The 18,253-nt window shown below is 63.6% G+C and carries 16 protein-coding genes; 7 read left to right on the forward strand and 9 right to left on the reverse strand.

Annotated features, from left to right (window positions below; all coding sequences use genetic code 11):
- Positions 1-2: 2 nt before the first annotated feature.
- The 3 genes from JJ896_16440 to JJ896_16450 all read left to right on the forward strand — a co-directional run bounded on the left by JJ896_16440 (position 3) and on the right by JJ896_16450 (position 2,121).
- A complete protein-coding gene (locus JJ896_16440; GenBank protein MBO6781246.1) occupies positions 3-1,253 on the forward strand; it encodes a cysteine desulfurase in 1,251 nt (416 codons plus the stop codon).
- Positions 1,254-1,321: 68 nt separating this feature from the next.
- Positions 1,322-1,675, forward strand: coding sequence for a SufE family protein (locus tag JJ896_16445; protein MBO6781247.1), 354 nt, complete (start codon positions 1,322-1,324; stop codon positions 1,673-1,675).
- Positions 1,672-2,121: a DUF59 domain-containing protein gene (locus tag JJ896_16450; GenBank protein ID MBO6781248.1), complete on the forward strand. Its 450-nt coding sequence runs from the start codon at positions 1,672-1,674 to the stop codon at positions 2,119-2,121. Before JJ896_16445 ends, JJ896_16450 begins: the two co-directional genes overlap by 4 nt.
- Positions 2,122-2,126: 5 nt before the next feature.
- Here the strand turns inward: JJ896_16450 and JJ896_16455 are convergent, their stop codons facing one another.
- From JJ896_16455 to JJ896_16470, 4 genes are all read right to left on the reverse strand, one after another.
- Complete coding sequence (locus JJ896_16455; protein MBO6781249.1) at positions 2,127-2,783, reverse strand: hypothetical protein; 657 nt, start codon at positions 2,781-2,783, stop codon at positions 2,127-2,129.
- Between the two features lie 37 nt (positions 2,784-2,820).
- Positions 2,821-3,255, reverse strand: coding sequence for an META domain-containing protein (locus tag JJ896_16460; GenBank protein MBO6781250.1), 435 nt, complete (start codon positions 3,253-3,255; stop codon positions 2,821-2,823).
- 113 nt (positions 3,256-3,368) lie between these two features.
- Positions 3,369-4,457 (reverse strand): zinc-ribbon domain-containing protein, encoded by a 1,089-nt coding sequence (locus JJ896_16465; protein ID MBO6781251.1) that lies wholly within the window; start codon positions 4,455-4,457, stop codon positions 3,369-3,371.
- Positions 4,457-4,747, reverse strand: a complete 291-nt coding sequence (locus JJ896_16470; GenBank protein MBO6781252.1) for an integration host factor subunit beta — start codon at positions 4,745-4,747, stop codon at positions 4,457-4,459. The genes JJ896_16465 and JJ896_16470 overlap by 1 nt, the downstream gene beginning before the upstream one ends.
- Before the next feature lie 91 nt (positions 4,748-4,838).
- Between JJ896_16470 and JJ896_16475 the strand changes: the two genes are divergently transcribed.
- The 3 genes from JJ896_16475 to JJ896_16485 are packed head-to-tail and all read left to right on the forward strand — an operon-like array spanning position 4,839 to position 8,125.
- Positions 4,839-5,984 carry a 1-acyl-sn-glycerol-3-phosphate acyltransferase gene (locus JJ896_16475; protein MBO6781253.1) on the forward strand — a complete coding sequence of 382 codons (1,146 nt, stop codon included), beginning with the start codon at positions 4,839-4,841 and terminating at the stop codon, positions 5,982-5,984.
- On the forward strand, positions 5,984-7,345 hold the full coding sequence (locus JJ896_16480; protein MBO6781254.1) for a hypothetical protein: 1,362 nt from the start codon (positions 5,984-5,986) through the stop codon (positions 7,343-7,345). Before JJ896_16475 ends, JJ896_16480 begins: the two co-directional genes overlap by 1 nt.
- Positions 7,346-7,384: 39 nt before the next feature.
- Complete coding sequence (locus JJ896_16485; GenBank protein ID MBO6781255.1) at positions 7,385-8,125, forward strand: hypothetical protein; 741 nt, start codon at positions 7,385-7,387, stop codon at positions 8,123-8,125.
- A gap of 31 nt (positions 8,126-8,156) precedes the next feature.
- On the opposite strand, the gene JJ896_16490 is transcribed toward JJ896_16485, so the two are convergent.
- The 4 genes from JJ896_16490 to JJ896_16505 all read right to left on the reverse strand — a co-directional run bounded on the left by JJ896_16490 (position 8,157) and on the right by JJ896_16505 (position 13,527).
- Entirely contained in the window at positions 8,157-10,793 is a 2,637-nt protein-coding gene (locus JJ896_16490; protein MBO6781256.1) for a TonB-dependent receptor, read from the reverse strand.
- Between the two features lies 1 nt (position 10,794).
- Positions 10,795-11,718: a FecR domain-containing protein gene (locus JJ896_16495; GenBank protein MBO6781257.1), complete on the reverse strand. Its 924-nt coding sequence runs from the start codon at positions 11,716-11,718 to the stop codon at positions 10,795-10,797.
- A gap of 89 nt (positions 11,719-11,807) precedes the next feature.
- Positions 11,808-12,833: a hypothetical protein gene (locus tag JJ896_16500; protein ID MBO6781258.1), complete on the reverse strand. Its 1,026-nt coding sequence runs from the start codon at positions 12,831-12,833 to the stop codon at positions 11,808-11,810.
- Between the two features lie 133 nt (positions 12,834-12,966).
- A complete protein-coding gene (locus tag JJ896_16505) occupies positions 12,967-13,527 on the reverse strand; it encodes a sigma-70 family RNA polymerase sigma factor (protein MBO6781259.1) in 561 nt (186 codons plus the stop codon).
- Between the two features lie 70 nt (positions 13,528-13,597).
- Here JJ896_16505 and ppc point away from each other — a divergent pair, with 70 nt between their 5' ends.
- Positions 13,598-16,321, forward strand: coding sequence for a phosphoenolpyruvate carboxylase (gene ppc, locus JJ896_16510; GenBank protein ID MBO6781260.1), 2,724 nt, complete (start codon positions 13,598-13,600; stop codon positions 16,319-16,321).
- 19 nt (positions 16,322-16,340) lie between these two features.
- Here ppc and JJ896_16515 read toward each other — a convergent pair whose 3' ends face one another.
- Positions 16,341-18,251: a type II/IV secretion system protein gene (locus tag JJ896_16515; GenBank protein ID MBO6781261.1), complete on the reverse strand. Its 1,911-nt coding sequence runs from the start codon at positions 18,249-18,251 to the stop codon at positions 16,341-16,343.
- Between the last annotated feature and the right edge of the window lie 2 nt (positions 18,252-18,253).

Consider the following 18,253-nt stretch of genomic DNA (forward strand, 5'->3'; position numbering starts at 1 on the left):
CCATGCAGCCGGCACCGCCCCGCATAGCGACCAGATCGTTTGACGTGGCCGAGGTGCGCGCGGACTTCCCGGTGCTGTCCCGGCGCATTCACGGGCACCCGCTCGTGTATCTGGACAACGCAGCGACCACGCAGAAGCCGCTTACCGTGCTGGATCGGCTGGATGCGTACTACCGCAGCGAAAATGCGAACGTGCACCGTGGGGTGCACACGCTATCGCAGGAAGCCACCGACGCCTACGAATCGGTCCGCGGCGTCATGCAGCGGTTCCTCGGGGCCGCAAGCCCGAACGAGATCGTCTTCACCAAGGGCACGACCGACTCGGTGAATGTGGTAGCCGGTTCCATGGCCCGTGGTCACCTGCGCCGGGGCGATGAGATTCTGCTGACCGGCATGGAGCACCACTCCAACATTGTGCCCTGGCAACTGGCCGCGGAGGCCACGGGCGCAGTGATCAAGGTGGTACCGGTGGATGACCGGGGGCAAATGGACATGGGGGCGTTTCAGGCGCTCTTGACCCCACGAACGGCCGTCGTCGCCGTGGTGCACGTCTCCAACAGCCTTGGTACCATCAATCCGGTGGAGCAGATCATCTCCGACGCCCACAGCATGGGCGCCGTGGTGCTTGTGGACGGGGCGCAGGCGGTGGCGCACGGCCCTGTCGATGTGCGCGCCCTGGACGCCGACTTCTACTGCATGTCCGCGCACAAGGTGTTTGGTCCGACCGGGACCGGGGTCCTGTACGGAAAAGCCGAGTGGCTGGACCGGTTGCCCCCCTACCAGGGTGGCGGAGACATGATCTCGGCGGTGTCCTTCGAGCAGACCACGTACAACGAGGTCCCACACAAATTTGAGGCGGGCACGCCCAACATTGCCGGCGTAATCGGCATGGGCGCCGCCATTGAATACCTGCGGCAGTTCGACATCGACGAGATCCAGGAGCACGAGGACCAGTTGGTCACGGCCACAATGGCAGGCCTTGAGGACCTCGGTGGAGTGCGCCTGATAGGCACGGCCGCCCGCAAGACGGCGGTGGTCTCCTTCCTGCTGGAAGGACTGCACCCGTACGATGTCGCCACCGTGATGGACCGATACGGCGTTGCCGTCCGGAGCGGCCATCATTGTACCCAGCCGCTGATGGACCATTACGGCGTTCCGGGCACCTTGCGGGCAAGCTTTGCGCTCTACAATACCCTCGATGAAGTCGAGCGCCTCCTGGCATCTGTCGAAAAAGCCCGTGCATTCCTGTCGTGACGGCCATCGGCACCATCGACGAGCGTGCTGACGAGGTGGTCGAGGAGTTTGAGCTCTTTGACGACTGGATGGGCCGCTACGAGCATCTGATCGAGCTGGGCAAGGGGCTGCCGGCCCTGGACGAAGCCTATCGCACGGAAGGACATCGGGTGCGTGGCTGCCAGAGTCAGGTATGGCTTGCGGCAGAACGCACGGATCGCGGGACCATCCACTACCAGGCGGACAGCGATGCGCTCATCACCAAGGGCCTTGTGGCACTGCTCCTTCGGGTGTTGGACGAGCAGCCACCGGCAGACGTAGCTGATGCCAGCATGGAATTTCTGGACCGCATCGGCATGAAAGAGCATCTGTCACCCACTCGCAAGAACGGGCTGGATGCGATGATAAAACGGATGAAGGCGTACGCGGAGGCGGCACGATGAGCGAGGAGATCAAGCCCGGAGAAGACGTGGAGCAGAGCACCGAAGCTGTCGCCGAGGAGGTGCCTCCTGTATCCGATGTCTCCACGGAGGAGGCCACTGCAGCCGCCTCAGAGACACCCACGGCCGGTTCAGACCTGTCTGACGAGGAGCTGGAGACGAACATCGTCGAGATGATCAAGACGGTCTACGACCCGGAAATCCCGGTCAATGTCTACGACCTGGGCCTCATCTATGCCATCCGGATCAACCCGGACCGCACGGTGAACATCCGGATGACCCTCACGGCGCCGAATTGCCCGGCCGCCGGATTCCTTCCCGGTCAGGTGGAACAGCGGGTGCGCACGATGGATGAAGTCACCGATGCCGAGGTGGAACTGACCTTCGATCCCCCCTATCACCCGGACATGATGTCCGAAGAAGCCAAGCTCGAGCTCGGCTTCCTGTAGGCCTCTCAGTCTGGGTCGATGCGCAGCCCGTCGGGCAACTCGTTCGTGTCGTCCGGCTTGATCTCCACGCCCTGCCTCGTCAGCAGATCGCCGCACAGTCGAATTCCGTCCACGATGCCCTGAGCGGCCTCCCCGCGCACGATGCCCTGCCGGATGGTATCAATGACGTCGCCCCAATCGTCCGGAGAGACGCGGGCGTTGATCCCGGCATCCCCCATCACCTCAATGCGACGCTCGAAGAGGGATACAAACAGCAGAATGCCCGTGCGGTCGCGCGTGTCGAAGACCTCTTCGTCCAGAAACGCCTCACGTGCCCGCCGATGCACGGCGACGGCCATGCGCTGTTCTCCCGCCAACTGGCGTCGAAGCCCCGGGATGGCGTAGGCGCTGAGCCAGGCCAGGCCGCCGAACAGCAAACCGGCCGCGGCCACCGAAACCGGACTGGCGGTCCAGGCTCCTTCCCACCCGTCAGCAAGCTGACCGGCAACGAGCACGATGCCGACGCCCAGTAGCGCGCCGATCATGGCGGTACGCAGCAGCACGTCGGGATAGGCATCGCTGCGTGCGGCCACGAACGGAACGATCTCTCCCGAGGTACTTCCTTCGGCCGCATGAACCGCCTGTTGGATGCGGTCCAGGTCCTCCTTGCTGAAAGATATCATGTCCGGTCAGGGGGTGTGCCGGCATGATACGGGAGGCTCACCGGCCGAACACCAAGCGGTTGCCCGCCTCCGTCGTCATTTCAAGTTGCACGCCGTCCACCTCCAGATCGCTCACCTCCGGCAGGTGTTCCAGAAACAGGCTGCGGAGGTCGTCATCCTGGCACCCGAAGGTGCTGGTCCTGAAGCGGTTGATGCGAATCTCCTGGTCGGCCAGGTCATATCCCGCGGTAAATGATGCACAGCCTGCGGTACCGGTCAACTCGTTCTCGGAGGCAAAGCTCAGCGCATAGTCCTGCTGCTGTACGCGATGCGAGTGGCCGTGTATCCAGATGATCTCCAGATACCAGCTGGACCCGTGCAGTTCGGAGTAGTAGTCGTCGTCTTCTTCAACAACGATGATGCAGCCGGCAGCGGCAACGGCCAGGACAACGGCGGTCAAAAGATGCACAAACGGGGTCCTCATGGCGCTCATGTCGGATCAGGTTTGGGGTTCGTACACCCAATGCCGCGCCCAAGACGCCGAGGGTAACAGGGGGCAGGCGGTGATGCCTGGTCAGGGCGGCGTGCCCGGCCGCAGAGCCGGGCCTACGTCCCCTGCCCGCTCATGGCCGCCTCAATCTGATCAATCGCGCTCTGCGCGCGCTGCCAGAGAGCGTCCTCCGGATTTCCGACAATGCGCTGGACCTTCAGGAATTGATCCCGGGCCTGCTCCATGCGATTGATCTGAAACAGCATAATGCCCCGGTTGAAATTGGCCTGCACGTGCAGCGAATCACGTCGCAACACCTCCTGGGTCTCCTGAATCGCCGCCATGGGATTGTCCGGATCTGACAGATAGGCGACCGCCATGTCCGTGCGTACATCCAGGTTGTCGGGGTTGAGCCTCAGGACCTCCTGGTAGGCCGCAACGGCGGCCTTGGCGAGTGTGGCGCGCAAGTCCGACTGTTCCACTGCACGCTCCATCGAATCATAGAAGAGGTTGCCGGCAAACGCCCAGTCCAGTTCCTGGTCCGTTTCCGCAGCCACCTGACGCTGATATTCTCCGGCGAGGTCGTACCTGCCTGCCCCGATGTACAATTCCACGGTGCGACGCAGGAAGCCGACGCGTTCTTCGCCAGTGGATGCCTCCACCGAGTCCTGGAGCGCTTCAGCTGCCTGGGCAATACCGGGCGCCACATCCGCGAAGGCGTCGGCCGTCAATGGTACCGCAGGCTGCGGTCCGGAAGCGATCGGCGGGTCGGCAGACATGGCATACAGCAGGAACGCCGCAAGCACCATCAGCACGGCAGATCCCACGATGATTCCCACACGCAGCCCGACCCCCTGCTCCACCGAGGATCCGGAACCTTCAGTGCGCGACACCGGAGGCCTGGTCACCACGCGGGCCGGCGCCGCGCCAACCTGCTGGAGCGGTTTGCCACAGCGGGAGCAGAAGTTTGCCCCCGCGGGATTCTTCCAGCCACAGTCGTTGCAGAAAACGTCCTGCCCCTCCGTCTCGGCGAAGTCTTCGGATTCGCCCGGCATCAGAACCGGAGAAGGATTGTCGGCAATCCCCCCGGTCAGCTCGACATACTCGAGTTCATCCGGGTCCACGCCCGCCGGAGTGCCGCAAAGCGAGCAGCGTTCGTCTTCAGGATTCAGGCCGCCGCCGCAAGCCTTGCAGAAAAGCTTCATCAGCTGTTGTTCACGCGCAGGTCCACCTGCTTGCGAAACTCCTTCGAGGGCTTGAACACAGGGACGGCGCTTGCCGGGACCGCGATGGGCTGATTCGTCCGCGGATTGCGGGCTGAGCGGGGAGCACGCTCCTGAACCAGAAAGCAGCCGAACCCGCGAAGATCGACCCGTTCGTTGTGCAACATGGCGTCCTTGACCGTATGAATGAAGCCGTTCACGACGGCCTCCGTTTCCAGTTTGGTCAGTCCGGTGCCGGCCGCAATGCGCTCGACGATGTCCGCTTTTGTCACGAAAAGAGGGGGGTGGTTTCGATTCGGTCGCCATACGCCCCCCTCCCTGCCATGATCCGGGTCTATCTTGCACGGCTGCCCCCTGTCGCGCGTGACGCTTACCCCCACCCACATTATCAGCGAAGTCAGCCTGCGCGCCGCGTTGCTGCCACTGGTGCGGGGACTGTGGCGATGTGAGGTAGTCGAGGGCCGCGAAAAGCTGCTGGCGGAGCCGTGCTTTCTGTACGGCAACCACTCGAACGACTACGACCCGTTCATGGTGAACTGGCCGCTGCCCATCGGTCGATGCTCCTCCGGCGTCCTGACCGCCGAGTACATGCAGGAGGGCATTGTCGCTGCCGCCCTGAAGGGCATCGGTCTGTTGTCGACCCGCAAGCGGGTGCCGGAGCCCCATCTCATCGCACGCATTCTGAGATTGCTGCGCGCAGGCCGCAACGTGCTCATCTACCCGGAAGGTGGCCGTCGCTGGGCCGGAAGACCGACGCGCTGGATACCGTCGACAGCAAAGCTGTTCTCCCGCGCCGGCTATCCCGTGCGGCCCGTCGTCACCGAGGGATCCTACATCGCGTGGCCACGCTGGGCCGACTGGCCCCGGCCTGCCCGAATCCGCGTACGGGTACTGGACCCGGTATCGCTGGACGGCCTGTCCCAGGAGGACGCGATTGCGCAGCTCGCAGCCCCCATCGATTTCGACGAGAACGTGGCACCGGAGGAGACCCGCCCACTGCGCGCGTTCCGGCCGGCCGACGGCATCCACCGACTCCTGTATCGGGACCCGGTGACTGGTGAACACGGCGGCCTCAGAACCACAGACGGTCACCGAATCACCAACGTGGACGGCTCCGTGCAGTGGGAGATGCTGCCGGACAGCCGCATCCGGGATGAGCGCACCGGGGACATCCTGTTGACCGGCGATCTGTACGACACCGTGCGCGCGATGCCGCTTGAGCCTGGTCCCGACGGTGCCATCGTGCGCAATCTGGTCACCGTAAGCCGGGGGCCGGACCTGCGATCGATGGGGTCCCGCCAACTACGTCGCGTAGCGTTGCATACCGATTCCGTTGCCCTGGGCACAGACCGCATCGCCCATGAAGAAATCCTATTCTCCGGCGTGGAGAAGAACTTCAAGCTGCAGTTGACCACCCGGGATGAGATCATCAACCTGGAGTTTCGCGACGACGGCAGTGCCCTGCAGTGGGAGGATGCTCTGTTCGCTCTGACGGAGGGGCGCGTGTGATGGAGGCCTGGAGGCTGGAGATGTCGTTCGGCGAGGTGTTGCACGATTTCACCGTGCTCAGCCTGGCGTTGCTGGTGGCCACGCTTCTGCGCGCTCATGTCGGTTTCCTGCAGCGGTACCTCATTCCGAACGCTCTGCTCGCGGGAGTGCTGGGACTGTTGGTCGGACCGGAGATTCTGGCCTGGCTGCCCATCTCCGTGGAGCGCATGGGGATCTGGGTATATCACCTGCTGGCCCTGACGTTCATTTGCGTGGGCCTCAAAGGCGGTCCAGCCGATCGCTCGCCTGCCGCCATCCATCTCGGATTCATGCAAATCATGTGCATGACCCTGCAGGCGATCGTCGGGATCGGTGTGATGCTGCTCGCCTGTACGCTGCTGGACCCAACGCTGAATCCAGCGGCCGGCATGCTGTTGACACTGGGGTTTGCCATGGGTCCGGGCGTGGCCTACTCGCTTGGGGAAGCCTGGAGCGCGTACGGATTTCTTGAGGGCGGCTCGGTCGGGCTGACCATCGCGGCCGCGGGATTCCTGATTGCCTATCTGGTGGGTGTGGCGACGGTAAATCGGTCTGGGTTCTCGTCCCAGGATCTGCCGGCGTCCGAAAGGACGGGAGTTCGTGGGGAGCAGGAGCGTAGTCCGGCGGGCATGCTGACGTTCTCCCCTGGAGCCATCGAGCCGCTTGGCTTCCATCTTGCGTTGATCGTGCTCGTCTATGCGTTGACCCTGCTGGCAGCCTCCGGCATTGCAGAATTTCTGGAGGCCGTCGGCCGAGGCGCCGAGGTACCGATCGTATGGAGCTTCCATTTCATCCTCGCGAACCTGCTCGCGCTGCTGACCCGGCATCTGCTGGGGCGGTTTGGTGCGCGTCACGTCACCGATCCAGGACTGCTGGACCGCATGACCGGGCTCTTCGCGGACTACCTGATCGCGGCATCAATCATGGCGATCGCGGTCGGCCTGGTGATCCGGTACGCCGTGCCGATTGCGGTCATGGCCGTGCTCGGTGGGTTCGCGACGTTCTTCGTGCTGCGAAAAGCGGCCTCCTGGGTGTTCAGCACCCACCGGTTCGCACGATTTATCGGCATGTTTGGTGAGATGACCGGCACCCTCGCCTCGGGTCTTGCGCTGATCCGCATTCTCGATCCCGAGTACCGCTCTCCGGTTGCACAAGACCTCGTGCTGTCCAGTGCGGTGGCTCTGGTGCTTGGTTTTCCGCTTTTGGCCGTCATCAATCTTCCGCTCACGGTGTTTGACGGCGAGGAGGTTGGTTACCTGGTGCTGATGGGCATCATGGCGGGCTACCTGCTCCTGACGCTCGGAGCCTGGCGACTCTACTTCCGGCGAAGCGGCAGCGTGTAGCGTACCGTAACACCTCCCCGCATTGCGTTACCCAGTCCCATGCGTTTCCTCCTGATTCTGCTGTTCCTGCTCGCCGGCTGTTCGGCACCCGCCGCCGATCCACAACAACTGGTAGATGGATCGATTGCCTGGCAAAACGGCACCGTGCTCAACAAGGCAGAACTGTCGTTTGATTTCCGGGATCGTCAGTTCCGCGTCCTTCGAAACGACGGCCTCTTCGAATACGAACGGCGGTACGTTGACACCACCGGAGCGGCCATCCGGGACCTGCTCACGAACGATGGGCTGATTCGTGAGGTGGACGGAATGCGCGTTGAGCTGGACTCGGCGGCCTACAACTCGGCCGAGACCGGCGTGAACTCGGTGGTGTATTTCGCGCTGTTGCCGCTACCACTGAATGACCCGGCGGCACGCAAGCAGCTGTTGGGCACCGTCGAGCTGGACGGCCGCGAGTACCACAAGGTGGAGGTGACGTTTGTCCCGGAGGGTGGTGGCCGCGACTACGACGACCGCTTCATCTACTGGATGGACGCAGAATCCGGGGCACTGGACTACCTGGCGTACTACTTCCATGTGAACGACGGAGGCTCTCGGTTCCGGAAGGCCTACAACATCAGGGAGATCGCCGGCGTGCGCATCGCGGATTACTACAACTACAAGGGAGAAGTCGACCTGGAAATCGACCAGATCCAGCGCTACGACAGTCTGTATGCAAACGGCATGCTCGAGCTTGTGAGCGAGGTCAACCTCGAGAACGTCAGGATCGTGCCACTGGACTGATACGCCACGCCCGCAGTTCAGGGCGATGGGATCAGAACCGGATGGAGAGCTCGAATGATGGGTGCAGGCCCAGGTCGTATACGTCGACCCCCTCCACATCGGTCACCATCAGGTTGTCCGTGGGTCCGGAGATCGCAGTAGGCACGAGCGTGCGATACCACACATTGTTGCGGTCGGTCAGGTTGTAGACCGAAAAGCCGACCATAACGGCGCGTGAGCCGAATTGCCGCTGCCAGCTCACGCCGCCGTCCAGCCGGCTGAAGCTCGGCAGCCGCTCGGCCTCCGCTTGGTTCACGAACCGCAGCGGGTTGGGGATTCCCGAAGCCAGGTACCACGTAAGGCTCGTGCTGAACCCCCTCCAGCCCGTTTCGACGGACGCCGTGTACTGGTTTCGGCGATCCCAGGACACTGCAAACTCACGTCCGTCCAGCACGCGCGGGTTGGTATAGACGGTCTTGCTGCGGGTGTACCCGTGACTCCAGAGCAACGGTCCGGTGCGGTGCCGCAGCATGACCTCCACGCCTTTTGCGGAGCCGTCCACGTTGGGCAGGTAGGGGTTGTTGAGCTCACCCTGCAGGCTCACGTTGCCGTCCGGGTTGGCAGACTCATGAAGCCGGAGGTTCTGGTATTCCTTCAGAAACCCTTCGGCCTGCAGAAATACACGTGACGAAGGCCGCAGGTAGATCCCTCCGGTGAAGTAGTCCACCCGACCCGGCGACTCGGTATCGGAGCTCAGGATCCAGACATCGGGAGCACTCTCGAGCACCGGCTGCACCTCCAACTGGTGCACAAACTGGTGATTGCGACTGAAGCCCACCGACATCGAGACCGGTCCCTCACCACCGACCCGCATTTCCGCTCGCGGACTGAGCCGAAGGTGATCGCCCCAGGTGAAGTAATGGGAGCGCAGACCCAGGTTGAAACGAGCAGGGCCGGTCCGGGCTGATGCCCAGGCCACGTAGGCATCCAGCTGCCCCGCATTGCCGGCAAGACGATAGTCGGCCCTTCTGGAGGTGGACTCCTCGTATTCCGCCGACAACAGATTCAGATCTGCGCCCAGCGACCATAGCCCGGCGCGTTCATAACTCCATTCCGGAGCCAGCCGCATCTGGACCAACAGGTTGTCGTTGGCAAACTGGTCCAGGCGGACTTCCGGAGCGGCTGCCCCAGCGTCATTGCGTCGGACTCGCGCCACCAGCGAGGAATTGCTGTAAGCGCCGTCATACCGAGAGGCTCCCGCAATGACGGAGAGGAACCCACGTCCCTGCAGACTGCGCTGGTACTGGAGCCCGCCCACCATGGTGCCCCACTCGCTCAGCCCCTGGGTCAGATGACCGGCAGCCTGGTTGGGTCCCCGAAAACGGCGTTCGCCCTCCTGGCTCGCGCGGTCTCCCCCCAAATAACCACTGGCGGTCAGTCGCCCGCCGTCGGCGCCCTCGAACAGCAGCTTCGCGTGTACATCATGGTAATTGGCGCTGCCGTTGAGCACCTGCGCCCGTGCCGGTCCTGCCGGCTCCAGACTGGTTTCGCGACCAATGTCCAGGCCCTGGGCCACAAGCACATCGTTGTTGAACCAGTCCAGATCATCCAGATACGACAGCCGACCTGAAACCAGCCAACTGCCGCGACCTCCGAGGGCTGGCCCCTCCAGCGTACCCTTGAACGAGGTGTTGGATGCGCCGATGGTGCCTGCCACCCGTTCCTGCGAGCCGGTGCGTGTCAGGAATGCCAATGTGCCCCCCGGTGGCGCCTGGTAGGAGGCCGGCGCTATCCCGTAGTAGAAGCCGACGGCCTGCAGTGCGTCTTCATTGAACGCATCGAACAACCCGAACATGTGGCTTCGGCTGTACACCGGCAGGCCGTCCAGGAGCACCTGGAATCCATCCGATTTCGACCCTCGCACCGAGACGCCGTCAGACAGAGCCGCAGACAGCGATACGGAAGGAAGTGTGGAAAGCGAACGCAATACGGACGATTCCCCGAGCGGCGCCATCACCCCGGGCTGAATCAGGTGCTGCCATGTGGTGTCGAGGTCCGTATGGAGGATGGTGCCTGCAACGACCACTTCCCTGCTCTGAAGTGGTTGCGGGGCGAGGCGTATGGAAATCTCCAGGGGCCCATCGCCCATGGATACGGAGACCGTTCTGCTCTCAAATCCAAGGTATGAGACCGTCAGCTGCTCCTCCGACGCCGAGGGCAGCGTGGTTTCAAAGTATCCTGCTTCATTGCATGCCACGCCCCGGAGTTCGCCCTGGTCATCCAGCCAGGTGACCGTGGCATGGGGCAGTCGGGCTCCCGACTGATCATCGAGCACGAAGCCCTCCAGCCGTACCTCGGGAGCAGGCGATGCAGGTTCGGAAAGCGGGTACACCAGGACCTGCTCCCGGTCCGCGTCCACCCGTACGCCGAGCCCGATCGCCGTCAGGGCAGCAGCCACTTCGCCAACCGGATCCGAACCGAGAGTGACCGAGACCTTGCGCCCGGCCAGGAGCGCATCCCGGTAGAGAAAGCGGAACTGACTGCTCTCCTCCACGGATCGCAGCACATCCCGGACCTCGGCATCGCGGAATACCTGGCCGCGTGAGTCGACCGCCGAGAATGCCAGAAGGCCCACAAGCACCATTGCCTGCAGGCCCCGTTCCGACCATGCCCTCCGGCGGATCCTCATGCTATTGTTCGATAAACCGTACGCCGTTTCCGGAAGGCACGAATCGTCCGCCGAGAACCAGGCCGAAATCCTCCAGCGCTTGGGCCTGACTCTGCAGGAGCAGCGTTCCCGACATCGATTCTCCGCGCAACGTGCCCGGCAAGTCGATGCGGATCTGATAGTGGCGCGCGAGTTCGGACGCAATGCTGCCTGCGGGCCGGGAGTCAAAGCTCAGTTCTCCCCGAATCCAGTCCGTCTCCTCGAGCCCATCGCTCGCCTCAGGGTCCGACAGCGGCGTTCCCGAGCGATGGGCCAATTGCTGACCCGGCACCAGTTCACGTGCTTCCTCCCCCGTATCGAAACGAACCCGTCCACTCTCCAGATAGACGGAGGTTTGCTCCCCGATGGCGGCCACGTTGAATCGGGTTCCGAGGACCTGCACCGTGCCGGCCTCAGTGGCGACGGCGAATACGCGGTCCGGATTGTGGGTGACGTCAAAGAACGCCTCCCCCTCCAGCCTGTACGTCTGGTCGTCGACCTGGAATAGCGAAGAGTGCGGCCGGAGCACAACCGTGCTGCCATCCGCAGTCTCAAAGGTGCCCTGCTCCTGAGCGGCGCTGGCTACCAACTGCCCCGAGGCGGGACTGAGCACGCGAGGCACCAGAACCAGGACCAGCACGGCGGCGGCCACGCTTACGGAACCCCAGACAAGGCGCATCACCGTCAATCGCCGAACCGGCGCACGGTCCGAGCCCGCTCTTGTGGCGCGCTCGATGCCGGCCCACATCCGGGCTCCTGCGCGCTCATCTGCCTGGACTTCTACACTGTCCTTCCACGCCCGGATCGCATCGATCACCGGGTCCTGGCCGGCCGCAGGAAGCCCACCTTCATGCCCGATGCGGGCAGCGAGCTCTTGATCGTTCTGGTTTGGTAGCGAGGGGCTCATGGTGCGTGAAAGAATAGAGGCTCCGGGGGTTTCATGCCGGATCGCGGGGCCCGTCGGGACCCCGCGTTACCGGCACACGAGCCTTTGGATCAGCCGTTTGACCCCCCACCGGTCTGGCGGCCTCCGAAGGCGGCCCGGCACCGGGCCTTGAGGTGTTTGCGAGCGCGGTGCGAGAGCACCTGGTGGATCTGCCAGATCTCAAACGCCGCGTCGTTGCTGATCGTGGCAGAGACGGCAGCCTCCAGATCAGTGCGCAGGGCGCCTACCTGATCGCGGAAATCGGTCGCGGAACGATCCAGCCCCTGCAGAGCCTCGCGGAAGGCCTGTTCGGCGGCGAGGATTTCATCCGCCTGGGCCTCAGTGATTCCGAGCACCTCGATCATCACCGCACGCTCCGCAGCCTGGCGCTCGGCACGGGCAGCTTCGCGCTCGGCCTCAGCGGCGGCAATCGCGTCCTTCTGCTCCTGCGTGAGATTGGCGTCCAGCCAGGCGTCTACTTCCGCCTTGAGGGCTTCATGGATAGCCTTGATGGCATCATGTGCGGCCTGAACGGCAGCGGAGTCTCCCGCCTCGCGAGCAGCCTTCAGATCTGCAAGCAGTGCCTCCAGCTCGGCGCGGCGGGATTCGCGGATCTCCTTGACGGCGTCTCGCTGCTCATCGGTTAGGATGGAGCGCAAACCAGCCCCGGAACCGCCCTGATTGGCGTGCGCGGCACGGCAACGCTTCTTGCCTTTGGCTCGCTGACCGTCCTGAGGACGATCCGACGGAGCGGGACGATCCTGGCCGAGAACGCCACGCAAATCTCTGAACTGTCCGGCGAGCAGCGAATCCTTCTGCGCGTCGGTGAGCGTGGTGGCCAGTTCGGCGGCCAGCCTCCAAAGGAAACCAGGATCGTCCGCGCCGTCGTTGGCAAAGCGGGCGGCGGTGGTGTTGAGCGCAGACTGCTGGCTCGAGGAGAGCGCCAGGTCGGCCGTGAGCTCTGCGGTGAAGGCGGTCAGGACCTCCTCATCGAAAGAATCTTCGGTCAGGGCCGTCGTGCTGTCGCAGGCGGCCAGGGTGCCCGCAATAATCAGCGCAAGGAAGGCGCCGCGGACCAGATGCAGGGTGGATTTCATGACTGTGATGTATACAGGTTGTCTTGGGAACTGTCTTGATCGGGTCGCTCGATGGCGCCCTCCCTCTCGACCTGACTACACAGCCCACGACCGCCTCCCCCCAAGGAAGCACGAACTTTTTTGCGGGCACTGCTCAGGGGCGCAGTTCCTTCAGTTCCTCGCGCACCGCCTTGAGCGCGTACCCCATGTGGTTTTCAACGGTTTTGGGGGTGATCTCAAGCGCTTCGGCCGCCTCCCGGTAGGTGAGTCCCTGAAGCACACACAGCTCAAACACGGCTCGTCGCCGCTCGGGCAGGCGTGCGACGGCACGTGCTACCTGTTCCTGCACGTCCATGCGCTCTCCGGGGTCCGCCTCCGGCGCCGCCTCGTCGGGCAGGTCCCCGGTGAGTCGGGCCGTGTCCCGGAAATGATTCAGGGCCCGCGTGTAGCCGATCCGGAAGAGCAGCCCTCTGAGCGAGCCGTCATCCCGGATCTGGTGTCGCTGCTCCCAGATGTAGACGAACGCATTCTGCACCAGATCCTCCGCGACGTCAGGGGCAACCTGCTTGTGTACCAGGTAGCGCAGCAAGGCCTGATGATGGGCCTCGAAAAAGGTGCGGAAGGCGGTGCGATCTCCGGCCCGAATGGCACGCGCCAGTCCTGCTTCATCGTCGTCAGACAGAGTGACTGCCAGGAGGAGAACCAGCTCCAGCAAGGTGCAATTCGAGGGATTTCTTGACGACGGCCCGCGAAGATACGACGGGTTGCCCGGCTATATTCCCCTCATGTCTACGACCCTTCCCTGGCCGCTCGGAGCGGCCTCGGGCGGCAGCACGGAGTCGCTGGCCGCCACCATAGATCGCCTCGCCACAGACCTTTCCAAAGCCGTCTCGCCGGAGCTGCGGGCTTGCCTGTCGGCATTGCACCAGTCCGACGACCCGGCAGCATGGCTGGCAGAGCAGGATGACGAAACTCTGGAGCAGCTGCTCCGAGCCGATACCGCACTGTTTCATCTTCTGAATCAGTCCGAGAAGTCCGAGATCGTTCGCATCAACCGGGAGCGGGCCCTGGCCGCTGCGCCGGGCGAAGGCAGACCGGAGTCGGTCATGGCCGGTGTCGCCCGCATGAAAGCCGAAGGCATTGATGCGGAGACGTTTGAGCGACTGGTCGCGCGGCTTGATATTCGGCCTACATTGACCGCCCACCCCACCGAGGCCCGACGGCGCTCGATCCTGTACCGGCAGCAGGCAGTGGGTGCTTCGTTGACGCGTCTCAACCGCGACCGGTTGACGCATGCCGAAAGGGACGCGCTCGAGGAGGATCTGGAGCGGGATATTCACCTGCTCCACGTCACGGATGAAGTGCGACCCAGGCGTCTGACTGTGGCCGACGAGGTGGAATACGGGCTCTACTTCCTGACCCATACCATCTGGGATACGCTACCTGGCATCGCCAGCGACCTGCGTCGGGCCGCCTTGAAGCACTACGGGCTGCACCTGCGCAGTGCGACACCCGTTCGCTTTCGAAGCTGGATCGGCTCGGACCGCGACGGAAACCCGTTCGTGACGCCGGAAACGACGCTTCGCACGTTCGCCAGACAGCGTGCAGCTGTGCTCGACCAGTTCACGAAGGAGCTGCGCTCGGTTCGGCGCACGCTGAGCATCTCCAGGGAGCAGCTGCACACGCCACGCATCCTGCTGGACAGCCTTGAGCGGGATGCGCGTGAGGTCAGTCTGCCCGACATCGTGCATCAGCACTTTGAGCGAGAGCCGTTTCGGCTGAAGCTTTCGTTCATGATGGCGCGCCTCCATGCCATCCGGGAGTCGGAACGGGACCTTGCTGCGCCGGTCGCCTCATCGTACACCGGTCAGGCTTTCTGCGAGGACATCGCCCTCCTGCAGACTGCACTGGAGGAAGCCGGCCTGAGTGAGGCCGCCTGGTCGGGGTCACTGCAGCGCCTTGCAGATCGGGCATCGGCGTTCGGACTGCACCTGGCCGCGCTGGACGTGCGACAGCACAGCCGTGTGCACGCAGAAGCGGTTGGAGCCATCCTTCGGGCGGCCGGCGTGGTCGAGGACTACGGATCACTGGACGAGCCCGAGAAGCAGCGCGTGCTGACCGCGGAACTGCAGAACCCCCGCCCACTGCTGCCTCCGGGGCAGGACCTCGACGAAACGGCGGAGATGGTGCTCGCCACGTTCCGGGCTATCGGGCACATCCTGGAATGCGACCGGGACGCCTTTGGCACGTTCATCGTGTCCATGACCCACACCGTGTCCGACCTCCTGGAGGTCATGCTGCTGGCCAAGGAGGTGGGTCTGGCGCGACTGGACAGGGACGGGTTCGACTGCCCCCTGGATATCGCCCCGCTATTCGAGACGGTGGACGATCTGGCCCACTGCGGCACCTTCATGGAGACGCTGTTCGCGCATCCGGTGTACCGCGCGCATCTCGAGCGACGCGGCCGCTTCCAGGAGATCATGCTGGGTTATTCGGACTCGAACAAGGACGGAGGCTTCTGGATGGCGAATTGGGCACTGCACCGTGCCCAGCGCACCCTTGGGCAGGTGTGCAGGAAGGCGGACGTCGACTTTCGGCTCTTTCACGGGCGGGGCGGTACGGTTGGTCGCGGAGGCGGCCGCGCAAACAGAGCGATTTCGGCGATGCCTGCGGACTGCCGTAACGGTCGAATCCGCTTTACCGAGCAGGGAGAGGTTATCTCGTTCCGGTATGCGCAGCCCGACATCGCACACCGCCACCTGGAGCAGATCGTGAGCGCGACCCTGTCGACGGCAACGCTGGAGCCGGACGACGAGGATTATCCGACCGCCTGGACGGATGCCATGGAGCGTATCGCCGATCACGCCATGGCGGCCTACCGGGGTCTGATTGACGACCCGGATTTCTGGGGCTGGTACACGTCGATCACTCCCATCGAACACATTTCCCGTCTTCCCATTGCCTCACGCCCTGTTTCGCGAAAGGCGGCGGGTCAGGTGGATTTCGATGGACTCCGTGCCATCCCGTGGGTATTCGCGTGGACCCAGACGCGGTATACGATTCCAGGCTGGTACGGAACGGGTGCGGGTCTCGGCCACGTCGCGGAAGATGCGTTCGAGACGCTCCGCGAGATGTACCGGGACTGGCCGTTCTTTGCGGCGGTCATGGACGCGGTGCAGTTGGAGATGGCCCGGGCCAGGCTGGAGGTGGCAGAACGGTATGCCCGCCTCGCGAAGGATGAGGCGTTCCACCAGCGCATCGTCGGAGACTTCGAGTCCGGACGGGCAGCGGTCGAATCCGTGACGGGGGGCCCACTCCTGGCCCACAGCGGTGCTGTCAGGGCCTCGCTTCGATACCGAAATCCCCTGACGGACCCGTTGAACGACATCCAGATCGAGCTCATCAAGCGGTACCGCACGGCGGAGTCCGAGGAGCATCGGGTGTTTCTCGGTCAATTGCTCTTCCTGAGCATCAACGGGATTGCCGCTGCCATGCAAAGCACCGGCTGATCGGTCCGGAACTGCCGGGCTACAGTTCGGCGCCAGTGACCCGCATCATCTCCTCGACACTGGTGTCGGTCAGCATGACCAGTTCCTTTGCGGAATCCGGCAGCGTGAGCATGCCCTCGGAGACGGCTGTGTCCTTGAGCGCCTCTTCGTCAACCATGGTCTCGGACTCCATCACAATCTTTCGGATGGCGGGCGTGAAGGGCAACACCTCGGCGATGGCCCGACGGCCCTTGTACCCGACGCCCTTGCAGACCGGGCAGTTGGGGTCGCTGCCGGGGATGTAGATGGCTCCCGATTCGCTGGCCTCGGGTGGGAATCCGAGGAACTGCAGCAGGTCCTCATCCGGGGCGGGGTCCGGGCGCTTGCAATCCGGGCAGAGGCGGCGCACCAGGCGCTGGGCCACGACGAGGTTGATGGCATACGCGATGAGGAACGGCTCCACGCCCATCTTGAACAAACGGGAGACGGCGCTAGGGGCATCGTTGGTGTGCAGCGTCGAAAAGCAGAGGTGGCCGGTGTTGGCCAGTTTCACCGCGAGTTCAGCGGTCTGCCGGTCACGCATCTCTCCGACCATCACGATGTCGGGGTCGTGTCGCAGGATGGCCCGGAGCGCGCCCTCCAGGTCCAGTTTGTGACTCAGCTTGATCTGGCGCACGCCGCGAATGATGTACTCGACCGGGTCCTCGACGGTGAGCACGTTCACCTTGGGCGTGACCACCTGATGCAGGGCTGCGACCAGCGTGGTGGACTTGCCCGATCCAGTGGGCCCGGTCAGGATGACCATGCCGTTGGGCTGGCGGATGGCCATCTCAAACCGCTTCATGGCGGTCTCGAGCAGGCCGATCTTGCGCAGGTCGGTCAGCACCTTGCGGTCGTCAAGCACTCGGATCACGATGCTTTCGGCGGAGATCTCCTGCCGGGCCGTGGCAATCGGCAGGACACTGACGCGGAAACGAATCAGCGTTTCGTCAATCCAGCGCTGAATGAAGCCGTCCTGGGCCCGGTCGCGCTCGAAACGGTCTACGTTGACGGCGTTGTCCTTGACCACTGCCAGGAATGCCTCTGCGCGTACCGTCTCTTCGCGGTACCACATGGTCAGTTCGCCATCGACCCGAAAGTGGATTTCGATCTTACCGTCGGGATTCGGGAATATGTGCAGGTCCGAGGTACCGATTTTAACCGCCTCGATCAGGGCAGCCTCAAACAGGTTGATGAGCTTGGAACCCTTGATCTCCTGCTCCAGGGCCTGGTCGGTGACCAGATCCTCGCCCACATCGGCCTGGTGGCCGATGTCGAAGAAGTCCTGGGCGTTCTCGAGTCGCTCGAGGTATTCGTTCCTGCTGACGAAGCTTTCCGTTACCAGGGTGGCCAGTTCGGCTTCCGGGCAGTACCGGACCTCAAACCGGCGCACGTCCATGCGCTTCAGGAGCTGATGGATCTCCGGCCTGGTCGGGTCGTGCGTTGCGAACGTCCAGCGAGTCTCACCGGAAAGGGGCTCCGTATCCAGGGCGATCGGCAGCAGGAACAGCTCCAACATGCCATCCCATGCCTCCTCATCGAACGATTCCCGGTGCTCCTCGAGGAACTTGAGCACCTGCTTTTCTTCGATTTCAGCCTCCTCGAAGGCGTACACCTTGGAGGCTTCGAAGTAGATGGTTTCCGTATCCAGCTCGGTGGCCAGCGTCAGCATGCGCCAGAGCGGCACGCGCACGCCGTTTTCCCGGCCGATGGTCCATTCGCCATAGGCAGCGCGCACGTCGTTTTCGGTGATAACGCCCTTGTCGATCAGGCGGTACACCACGCGGTCGTTCCGGCAGGCGGCCTCGAAGGTCACCTCCGGAAGCGAACCGTCTTCCTGCGCGTTTGCCCGCTCCCGCGTTCCGCGGTTGCGGGCAAACTTGCTACCCATACCGAACTCGCCGTTCGCCATGC

Source organism: Rhodothermales bacterium (genome assembly GCA_017643395.1).
Taxonomy (GTDB): domain Bacteria; phylum Bacteroidota; class Rhodothermia; order Rhodothermales; family UBA10348; genus JABDJZ01.